At 69.1% G+C, this 9933-nt stretch carries 10 protein-coding genes; 3 read left to right on the forward strand and 7 right to left on the reverse strand.

Features of this window, described 5'->3' with window-relative positions; all coding sequences use genetic code 11:
- Positions 1 to 310: 310 nt before the first annotated feature.
- The 4 genes from ABZV40_RS42385 to ABZV40_RS42400 all read right to left on the reverse strand — a co-directional run bounded on the left by ABZV40_RS42385 (position 311) and on the right by ABZV40_RS42400 (position 3847).
- Positions 311 to 1315, reverse strand: coding sequence for an acyltransferase family protein (locus ABZV40_RS42385; RefSeq protein WP_355455236.1), 1005 nt, complete (start codon positions 1313 to 1315; stop codon positions 311 to 313).
- The gene (locus ABZV40_RS42390) at positions 1312 to 2016 is read right to left on the reverse strand and encodes an alpha/beta hydrolase (protein ID WP_355455238.1); all 705 of its coding nucleotides are present in this window, start codon (positions 2014 to 2016) and stop codon (positions 1312 to 1314) included. Before ABZV40_RS42390 ends, ABZV40_RS42385 begins: the two co-directional genes overlap by 4 nt.
- A 62-nt stretch (positions 2017 to 2078) precedes the next feature.
- On the reverse strand, positions 2079 to 2732 hold the full coding sequence (locus ABZV40_RS42395) for a response regulator transcription factor (protein WP_355455240.1): 654 nt from the start codon (positions 2730 to 2732) through the stop codon (positions 2079 to 2081).
- Entirely contained in the window at positions 2729 to 3847 is a 1119-nt protein-coding gene (locus ABZV40_RS42400) for a histidine kinase (protein ID WP_355455242.1), read from the reverse strand. The genes ABZV40_RS42395 and ABZV40_RS42400 overlap by 4 nt, the downstream gene beginning before the upstream one ends.
- 120 nt (positions 3848 to 3967) lie before the next feature.
- Here ABZV40_RS42400 and ABZV40_RS42405 point away from each other — a divergent pair, with 120 nt between their 5' ends.
- Positions 3968 to 4474: a hypothetical protein gene (locus ABZV40_RS42405; protein ID WP_355455243.1), complete on the forward strand. Its 507-nt coding sequence runs from the start codon at positions 3968 to 3970 to the stop codon at positions 4472 to 4474.
- Here the strand turns inward: ABZV40_RS42405 and ABZV40_RS42410 are convergent.
- Positions 4446 to 5561, reverse strand: a complete 1116-nt coding sequence (locus ABZV40_RS42410; protein WP_355455245.1) for an erythromycin esterase family protein — start codon at positions 5559 to 5561, stop codon at positions 4446 to 4448. The two genes, ABZV40_RS42405 and ABZV40_RS42410, sit on opposite strands and share 29 nt — an antisense overlap.
- 79 nt (positions 5562 to 5640) lie before the next feature.
- On the opposite strand from ABZV40_RS42410, the gene ABZV40_RS42415 reads away from it, so the two are divergent.
- Entirely contained in the window at positions 5641 to 6327 is a 687-nt protein-coding gene (locus tag ABZV40_RS42415) for a TioE family transcriptional regulator (protein ID WP_355455247.1), read from the forward strand.
- On the opposite strand, the gene ABZV40_RS42420 is transcribed toward ABZV40_RS42415, so the two are convergent.
- Both ABZV40_RS42420 and ABZV40_RS42425 read right to left on the reverse strand, forming a co-directional pair.
- Complete coding sequence (locus tag ABZV40_RS42420) at positions 6290 to 7303, reverse strand: homoserine O-acetyltransferase (RefSeq protein WP_355455249.1); 1014 nt, start codon at positions 7301 to 7303, stop codon at positions 6290 to 6292. The two genes, ABZV40_RS42415 and ABZV40_RS42420, sit on opposite strands and share 38 nt — an antisense overlap.
- Positions 7303 to 8589: a bifunctional o-acetylhomoserine/o-acetylserine sulfhydrylase gene (locus ABZV40_RS42425; protein WP_355455251.1), complete on the reverse strand. Its 1287-nt coding sequence runs from the start codon at positions 8587 to 8589 to the stop codon at positions 7303 to 7305. Before ABZV40_RS42425 ends, ABZV40_RS42420 begins: the two co-directional genes overlap by 1 nt.
- A gap of 193 nt (positions 8590 to 8782) precedes the next feature.
- On the opposite strand from ABZV40_RS42425, the gene ABZV40_RS42430 reads away from it, so the two are divergent.
- Complete coding sequence (locus ABZV40_RS42430) at positions 8783 to 9790, forward strand: Gfo/Idh/MocA family oxidoreductase (protein WP_355455253.1); 1008 nt, start codon at positions 8783 to 8785, stop codon at positions 9788 to 9790.
- Positions 9791 to 9933: the final 143 nt, after the last annotated feature.

Raw genomic sequence — 9933 nt, forward strand, 5'->3', positions numbered from 1 at the left:
TCGCAGGCACCGATCTGGCTGGTGTTCCTGCTCCTGCCGCTGGTCCTGGTGTTCCACCGGTTCGAGGCGCGCCTGGTCGGGTTCCCGCGCCTGTCGCACGAGTCGCACCGGACCCGGCTCGCGACGGCGATGGGCGTGGTGTTCGGGACGCTCGGCGTGCTCGGGTTCGTGGTGAGCGGGTTCCTCGGCGACGGGACGCTGGTGCTGCTGCCGGTCGACCCGCTGCAGAACCTCATCCACCTCCTGCTCGGCTGGTACCTGATCCACACCGCCCGCACCGGCAGCTGTGACACGCGCCTGCCGTGGCTGCTCACGGCGCTGGCGTGCGTTCCGCCGATGCTGGCGCTGGAACCGACGCCTCCGGTGGTGGTGCTGCACGCCGTGGCGATCGGCTTCGCAGTGCTCGCAGCCATCCCCAGGTCACGGCCGCGCACACCGGCAGCCACAGCACTCGCTGCCACACCCAGCCCGGATGATCTGGTGGCTGCCGCAGCACCGGCAGCGTCAGCACCACGGTGATCAGCGCGCTCTGGTGCGCGAGGAAGATGCCGAGCGCTCGCTTGTTCAGCCACTGCACGGGTTTCGCGGTGCCGAGCCGGGTGAGCACGGGCGCGATCGTGAGCACCAGGCCGATCTGGGCGAACGCCAGCGCGAGCGTGGCGCAGTTCGGCGGGTTCAGGTTCGACACGGCCGCGCCCGGGATGCCCACCGCGGACACCGGATAGCCGCCGAACCGCGTCAGCAACGCGTACCCGAGCACACCCAGGACGAGCAGCGGCGGGCCGGGAATCCTCCTGCGCGCCAACGAGTGGCCGAGCTGCCACGCCGCCCACCACACCGCGTACGGCACGACGAGCACCAGCAAGATCGGGACGAGCACACCCCACGAGTACTCGTCCAGCTTGCGCACCAACGGCTTCATCGCCAGCAGGATCAGGTAGACGCCGAGGAACCACAGCGGCGTGGTGACCAGGAAACCGATGTTGTAGGCGGTGCCCTGGTCGACGCCGCGCATCGACAGTCCGAAGAGGACGGCCGCCCACGCGCCGAGCATCAGCAGCGTCGGCACCGCGAGCTGCCTGAACCTGACCAGGAACGGCGTCCGGGAGTGGGCCGCCGCGAACCCGCCCGCGAAGAAGAACAGTCCGAGCGTCTGCAGCACCCAGCTCACCGGTGTCAGCTCGGGTAAGTGCTTGAGCGGGCTGTCTATGTACATGCCGGTGGGTGTGTCCACCAGCGCGGTCACGAGCCAGTGGCCGAGCACGACGGTGACGACGGCAATCGCGCGCACGGCGTCGATGAAAGGATTCCTCACAGCTTCTCCCCCGAAGCGATCTGCACGAGCGCCGCGAGCGTGGCGGTACCCGGCTCGTAGTACGTGTCGTGCTTCCCACCCTCGAACCGCAACACCGTCGCCCCGAAGCCGTCCGACGCCGGGTCCGTGCCGTGCCCCAGGTCGAACAGCCGCACGTTGGGCACGAACCGCATCCAGTCACCGCTCGACCGGATCGCCCAGATCTTGGCCCGCGTCCCCAGTTCCGCCACCGATTTCGCCCGCACACCAGGACTTCCGGTGAACACGATGTCGTCCACGTCCAAGTCGTGCGCTGCCAACGCCACCACCACCGAGCCGTAGCTGTGCCCGAAGACGTGGATGCGCGCGTTGGTGTGCAGTGCGCGCACGAAGTCCACGAGCGCAGCAGCTCCTTGACGCGCAAGGCCACCGGTCGCCGCGTCCACCCCGAGTCCCTGCGGCGTCCGGTACCCGAGCCACGCGATCACCGCGAGGTCGTCGCGGTGTGCCTGCTCGTGGAGGTTGGTGGCCATCCTTCCGACGGTCCGTTCGAACCGGTCGACGTCCACGTCGGAACCCGGCACGACGACCACGACGTCACGTGCGGTGGCGAGGTCACCGACGATCGCCACTCGGCGGGCGACGTCACCGCGCCACTGCGCGATCGACGGCGCGACCGCGGGAACGGCGATCAGCAGGAGGAACAGCAGTGCTCGGCGCATGGACCGAAACTAGGAAGGCGACACCCTCGCAATCGTCCCCCTGACGTGCTGTTTTGCCGCTGCTACCCCGGTACTACGAGCCCGCTCTCGTAGGCCGCGATGACGGCCTGGGCGCGGTCCCGCAACCCCAGTTTGGTGAGCACCCGGCTCACGTGCGTCTTGACCGTCTGCTCGGCCAGCACCAGGTGCGCGGCGATCTCGGTGTTCGACAGGCCCTGCGCGATCAGCACGAGGATCTCGGTCTCGCGCTCGGTCAGCACGTCGAGCCGGGCGGGCCGGACGCGTTCGGTGCGGCGCGCCTTCACGAAGTCCTCGATCAGGCGCTTCGTGATCGACGGCGCCAGCAGCGCATCTCCCGCGGCCACCACGCGGACGGCGTTGAGCAGCTCACGGGCGGGCGCGTGCTTGAGCAGGAACCCGCTCGCGCCGGCCTGCAACGCCTCGTAGACGTAGTCGTCGAGGTCGAACGTCGTCAGCACGAGGACCTTGGTCTCCACCGAACCGTCGAGCAGCAGCCTGGTCGCGGTGAGACCGTCCATCTCGGGCATGCGGACGTCCATCAGCACGACGTCCGGTTCGACGTTGCGCGCCAGTGAGACGCCCTCCACGCCGTTGCCCGCCGCTCCCACCACCTCGATGTCGTCCTGGGCGTTGAGCAGCGCGGAGAACCCCTCGCGCACCATCTCCTGGTCGTCGACCACGACCACTCTGATCACTTGTCCCCCAACGGAATCCTCGCCCGCACCATGAACCCGCCGTCCTCGGTCGACTTCACCGTCAGCGTGCCACCGTGCACCGCGACGCGTTCACGCATGCCCACGAGACCCTGCCCGCTGCCACCCCCCATGGACGGTCCACCGGCGGTGTTGCGCACCAGGACGTCCAGGTGCCCCTCGTTCTTGTGCACGTGGACGGACGCCTTCGAGCCGGGCGCGTGCCTGGTGGCGTTCGTGAGCGCCTCCTGGACGATCCGGTACGCGGTGAGGCCGACCGCCTCCGGCACTTCGTCCACGTCGACCTCAGCCTCGTCGCCGGGCCTCGCCAGCTCGGGGATGCGGCTGATGCCGGGCTGCGGTTCCCGTTCCGGCTCCTGCCCGTTGGCCCGCAGCACGCCCAGCAGGCGTTGCATGTCGGTGATGGCTTCGCGGGCGGCCGCGCCGAGCTCGGTGAACTCGTGCTCGGCTTCCTCGTTGAGGCCTTTCAACCGGTAAGGCGCGGTTTCGCACCTGACCACGATCATCGACATGTGGTGCGCCACGACGTCGTGCATCTCGCGCGCGATGCGAGCCCGTTCTTCCAGCGCGGCTTTGGCGTTCTGCTCTTCTTCGAGGCGTTTCTCCGCACGTCCACGCGCCCCGAAGAAGTAGACGACGGCCATGACCAGCGGCACGGCGAACGCCATCCCCGCGTTGACGCCGTCGGAGGTGGCGACCACCAACATGCTGACCAGGGCGACCAGGACGACGGTCCAGCCGGAGTAGAAGGCCGCGACGAGCACCACCAACGGCAGCGCGGCCCAGTACTGGAACGACGGAACACCCGTCCAGTCCACGAGTACCGCGATCGGCCAGAACGTGGCCGCGGACAGCCGCCAAGCGTAGAGCGGTGACCAGATCAGCAGCACGTACGGCAGGAACATCGACGCGAACACGGCCACCCACCAGCCGACGGGCCGTTCGTGCTGCGCGTACTGAACGCTGCCGACGACCGCGAAGACGAACCCGTAGATGATCAGTGCGGCGTGGACGGGGAAGCGGAACCTGCCGAGCGCGGTGGCGAGCACCCGCGTCCGGTCCGGGCCGACGAACGTTCGGTACAGCGTGCGAAACACCACCCGATGCTAGGTGGATTCGTTGATTCGCACATTGACCTGCGGAGTGACATACCCCGGTAGCAGTCTGATCAAGATGGGGCATTGCGGACGCGTGACACCGCGCGGTAGGCAGTACCTGTGAGACCACCACAGGATCCAGATCGCTGGTCGCGGCTGACCGCCGTGGCCGGTGAGGCCCTGGCCGCGGCCAGGGCCGGTGAGGACGCTGTGGCGGTGGACCTGGTGACCGGCTACCTCAGCGGGTCACCCGAGGGCAACGAGGAGATCCGCGAGCTGGTGCTGCTGCTGTTCGCCGAGTGCAGCAGCATGGTCGGCGAGCTCGGCTCCGGCGGCGCGACACCGGTGAAGATGCAGGTGTTCGACGAGGAGGGCAACGAGGTCCAGATCGACGACGCGGACCCGCCCGTGCGCACCGCGATCCGCGCGTTGCTGGCCGAGGTGCACGGCGACCAGGAGGCCGCGTCCGAGCAGATCGAGATCGCCCTGGCCAACGGGGCACCGCAGGAGCTCGCGACCGTGGTCCTGCAAGCCCTGCGGTGGACCCTGAAGCTGGCGATCGAGTGCGAGACGCGCGACCTGCCCGTCGCGCCGTGGATCACCGCGTCACTGGACGACCAACCCTGACGTGCAGCAGCGCGTCCACGCCGGCCAGCAGGTGCTGATCGAGCGGGAAGTAGCCCATTTCCGGGCTGGTGTCCTGGCGGGTCCTGCCCCGCGGCACGTCCTTCGTCATGCCCCAGGTGACGAATCGCTTCTGGAGCTGACCTTCGAGGGTGTCTTCGTCCGGTTCACCGAGCCCGAAGCCGTCGTTGCGGCCGAGAGTGCCCGCGATGACCGCGTACTGGTCGCCCAGGATCGGCGCCACGAGCGCACCCGCGGAGAACCACTCGATCCGTTCGCCCGCCATCTCCATCGAGCTGTCGGTGCGCTGCAGGTGGGCGTTGTGGGCGTGCACGAACGTCGGTCCCCTGCCCGCCTCGATCCGGCGGATGTCCAGCAGGTTGCGCGCCATCACGCCGTCGCGCATCTGACAGAGGCGGTTCAGCCGCACGCCCAACGGGTTCGGCTCGGCGCATTCCCGGTGGTACCGCAGCAGGCTCAGCCCTGCCGTGAGGTGTGCCTCGGCGCGGTTCCAGGCGTCGTCCCGGACGGTCAGCCGGTACAGCCGCTTGAGCAGGTCCGTGCCGATCTCGCGGAACCTGACGGCTTCTTCTGACCGGCCGGGTGACTGGCCGGGGTCGAGCACGGCCTCGTCGCGGCCCCACTTCTCGTCATCGGTGCTGAGATCCGCCTCGACGCCCAGGTAGTCGCGGGCGTGCTCCAGGTACGGGCGCGGGCTGGGTGCGCTGGTGGTCTCGGTCTGGAAGTCGAAGCCGTAGAACGTGAGCTGTTCTTCGGCCGGCTTGTCGGCGTTGTACTCGCGCATCCACGCGACCAGCTCGCGGTTGGCCGGCCAGTGCTCGCCGAACGAGTGGGAGAAGCCCTCCTTCACGACCGTGTCGAGGTCGCCCGGGCCGCCCTTGACGTAGTCGTCGACGAGCACGCCCCGGATGCGGCAGCTCTCCAGTGCGATCGACCGGTAGCCCAGCGCGGCCAGCTGCTCGAACAGCTCGTTGCGGATCCAGGTGTGGGCGTGCTCCCGGTGCGTCGGCTCGCCGAACGCCAAGAGCTCGGTGAAAGGGCTGATGAACTCACGAATGTCCTGGCTCATGTGGTTCAACCGTAACATTGAAAGCCCGGTTGAAGCTTTCACGCGGTTTAGCGCGTTGAGCTGGTCTAAAGTCTCAACCGTGCGTCCGTCCGACCTCGCTCGCGAGCACGGCATCTCCACCCAGGCGGTGCGCAACTACGAGGAGTCCGGCTTCCTCCCGCCTGCCGCGCGCACCCCGTCCGGCTACCGCGTCTACACCGAAGTCCACGCCTCTGCCCTCCGCGCGTTCATCGCCCTGATCCCCGCCTTCGGGCACGCACGCGCGGGCGAGATCATGGTCGCGCTGAACACGGGTGCCCTGGACGACGTGCTGCTGGCCGTCGACCGGGGCCACGAGCAGCTCCTCCGCGACCGCGAGACCCTCAACTCGGTCAGCCGGGCGGTCGAGGACCTGACCGACTTCGAACCGGTCCTGCGGCCGCGGTCGATCGGTGAGCTGGCCCGGCGGCTCGGCGTCACCCCGGCGACGTTGCGCGCGTGGGAGGAGGCCGGAATCCTCGTGCCGCAACGGGAAGCCACCGGTTACCGCACGTTCGGCGCCGAGGACGTCCGCGACGCCGAGCTGGCCCACCTGCTGCGTCGCGGTGGTTATCCGTTGGCGCGCATAGCTCTCGTGGTCGAACAGATCCGCACGGCCGGCGGCACCGACACGCTCGGCGCCGCCCTGGCCGACTGGCGGCGCCGTCTCACCGCGCGGGGCCTGGCGATGATCGCCGCGTCCGCACGGCTCAACGAGTACCTGAGTGTGCGGGAACCAGTTCCGTGACGAGCGCGCCGACCTGCTCGCTCTCGATGAGGAACGCGTCGTGCCCGTACGGCGACGTGATCACCCGCAGGTCGTCCGCTCCGGGGATGCCCGCCGCCAGTTCTCGTTGTTGTGCGAGCGGATAGAGCCGGTCCGAGTCCACCCCGGCCACCAGCGTGCGCGCCTTCACCCGTCGCAGAGCCGCCCGGACACCACCTCGGCCGCGCCCGACGTCGTGCGAGTTCATCGCCTCGGTGAGCGTGACGTAGCTGGCGGGGTCGAACCTCCGCGCGAGCTTGGCCGCGTGGTGGTCCAAATAGGACTCCACTTCGAACCGCCCGTCGTGCTGCCTCTCCCTGCCGAACCGGGCCTGCAGCTCCTGCTCGCTGCGGTAGCTGAGGTGCGCGATCCGCCGCGCGACCCCCAGTCCCTCCACCGGACTGGCCCTGATCGCGTGCACCTGCGCACTCGCCAGCCCGATCTGCTCGGCCGACGCCGCCGCCGTGGTCGCCAGCAACAGCAACGACTTCACCCGATCCGGCTCGCCGACGGCCCACTCGACCGCCCGCATGCCGCCCATCGAGCCGCCGATCACCGCGGCCCACTCGCCGATGCCGAGGTAGTCCGCGAGGTGAACCTCGGCCCGCACCTGGTCGCGGATCGTGATGTCCGGGAAGACCGGGTACTGCCACGGCCCGGTGCTGCCCTGGCAGCCGCCCAGCACGTTCGGCGCCACCACGAAGAACCCGTCGAGCGGCCGCCCCGGCCCGATCAGCGCGTCCCACCAGCCCGGCGTGGGGTGACCCGGCTCCACGCCCCCGGCGACATGGCTGTCACCGGTGAGGGCGTGGAGCACGAGCACCGCGTTGGAGGCCTCCGCGTTCAAGGTCCCCCACGTCTCGTACGCGAGCTGGAAACCCGGCAGCCCGGCGAGCGGTTCGGTGTGGCTGAACCACTTCCGCCGCCCGTTCGGATCACCGAACCGCCAGCCGCCCACTACAACTCCGACTTCGCCGCGCGGAAGCCCGCCTCCAGGTCCGCCTTGAGGTCCTCCAGCCCCTCCAGCCCGACCGACAACCGCACCAGCCCCGGCGTGACCCCGGTGACGAGCTGCTCCTCCGGTGTCAGCTGGCTGTGCGTGGTCGAGGCGGGATGCACGATCAGCGACCGCACGTCCCCGATGTTCACCAACTGGCTGAACAGGCTCGTCCCGTCCACGAACGCCCGACCGGCCTCCGCACCACCCCGGAGCTCGAAGCTCACCACCGCACCCGCGCCCTTGGGCAGGTACTTCCGCGCATTGGCGTGGAACGGCGACGATGGCAGCCCCGCGTAGTGGACCTTCTCGACCTCGTCCCGCTCCTCCAACCACTCCGCCAGCGCTCGGGCGTTCCGCACGTGCCGCTCGATCCGCAGCGACAACGTCTCGATCCCCTGAATCACCAGGAAACTCGTCAGCGGCGCGATCGCCGCGCCCGTGTCCCGCAGCCCCTGCACGCGCAGCTTCGCCGCGAACGCCCCGTGCCCCAACGCGGGCCAGTACTGCAGCCCGTGGTAGCTCGGGTCCGGTTCGTGGAAGTCGGGGAACTTCTCCGCCCCGTACTCGAACTTCCCGCCGTCCACGACCACGCCGGCGATCGCGGTCCCGTGCCCGCCGAGGTACTTGGTGGCCGAGTGGATGACGATGTCCGCACCGTGCTCCAACGGCTTGAGCAGGTACGGCGTGGGCACCGTGTTGTCGACGACCAGCGGTATGTCGTTCTCGTGCGCGACATCGGCGATCCCCTCGATGTCGAGCACGTGGCTGCGCGGATTGGCCAACGACTCGCCGAAGAACAGCTTGGTGTTGGGCCGCACGGCCCGCCGCCACGCGTCGAGGTCGTCCGGATCGTCCACGAACGACACTTCGATGCCCAGCTTCGGCAACGTGTAGTGGAACAGGTTGTACGTGCCCCCGTACAGCGAGGCGCTCGACACGAGGTGATCGCCGGACTTGGCGAGGTTCAGGATCGCGGCCGTCTCAGCCGCCTGCCCCGACGCGAACGCCACGGCGGCAACGCCGCCTTCGAGCGCGGCGACCCGCTGCTCCAGCACGTCCTGCGTGGGGTTGTTGATGCGCGTGTAGATGTTCCCGGCCTCGGCCAACGCGAACAGGTCCGCGCCGTGCTGCGTGTCCCGGAACACGTAGGAGGTCGTCTGGTAGATCGGCGTGGCGCGAGCGCCAGTGGCCGGATCGGGCGCGGCACCCGCGTGGATCTGAGTCGTCTCAAAGGACCAGGACATGGCTGTGCTCCAGTTTCGTTCGCCGACAGGGGGTCTGAAGATCAACGGGAGCAACGACAAGCCATGCTGGTGACGCGCACGTAGTCCACGTGGCGCCGGCAGACCAGCAGCTTGCTCATGACTGACGAAGCTAGAGGTCCGTCCAGGCCCTCCGACACCCCGTCCACCAGGTGAGACCGCTTAGGCTGATCGCATGCGCACAGCACTGGTCGGCTACGGACTAGGTGGGGCGGCCTTCCACGCCCCGTTCATCGCGGCAACCCCGGGCCTGGAGCTCTCCGCCGTGGTCACCGCCAACCCGAAGCGCCAAGCCGAAGTAGCCGCGCGCTACCCGTCCACCCGCCTGCTGTCCTCCCTGGACGAGGTCTGGCAGGGAGGCTTCGACCTCGTGGTCATCACCACCCCGAACCGCTTCCACGCCACCCACGCCCGCCAGGTCCTGGAACACGGCCTCAACGTCGTGGTCGACAAACCCTTCGCGGGCTCCGCCGCCGAAGCCAGAGCCCTGGCCTCGATCGCCTCCTCCAGAGGCCTCATGCTCGTCCCGTTCCACAACCGCCGCTGGGACGGCGACTTCCTGACCGTCCAAAAGCTCCTGTCCACCAACGCCCTGGGCAAGGTCCACCGCTTCGAGTCCCGCTTCGAGCGCTACCGCCCGGAAATCAAGTCCTCCTGGAAGGAGTCCGGCGACCCGGCGGACCTCGGCAGCATCCTCTTCGACCTGGGCACCCACCTGGTGGACCAGTCCGTGGCCCTCTTCGGCCGCCCCACCTCGGTCCACGCCGAAATCGCCACCGTCCGCCCAGGCGCCCGCGCAGACGACGACGTCTTCCTCTCCCTGACCCACGAAAACGGCGTCCGCTCCCACCTCTGGATGAGCGCGCTGGCCGCCGACCTGGGCCCGCGCTTCCGAGTCCTGGGCCACGACGCCGCCTACGTGAAATACGGCATGGACCCCCAGGAAGACCGCCTCAAGGCAGGCGAAACCCCAGCCGGTCCGGGCTGGGGCGAGGAACCGGAATCGGCCTGGGGCACCCTCGGCGGCACCCCGCACCGCACGGAACCAGGCGCCTACCAGGACTTCTACGCCTCAGTGGCCGCCGGTGTGGCTCCCGTCTCCCCGCAGGACGCCGTGACGGGCCTCGAAGTGATCGAAGCGGCCAAGCAGTCCGCCACCACAGGCGACTCCGTGAGGCTCTGAGCAGATCAGCCGAGCTTCGTTTTCCGCAACCCGCCGCCTGGTGGGGTGGATGAAGGGCGCCTTCCTCCACACCAGGTGGAAGGGTCGGTGATCGTGTAGCGGTTCACCTGCTGGCCGTTGAGCACCACGGTGACGGTGTTGAA

The sequence above is a fragment of the Lentzea sp. NPDC004782 genome (assembly GCF_040609115.1).
Lineage (GTDB): Bacteria > Actinomycetota > Actinomycetes > Mycobacteriales > Pseudonocardiaceae > Lentzea.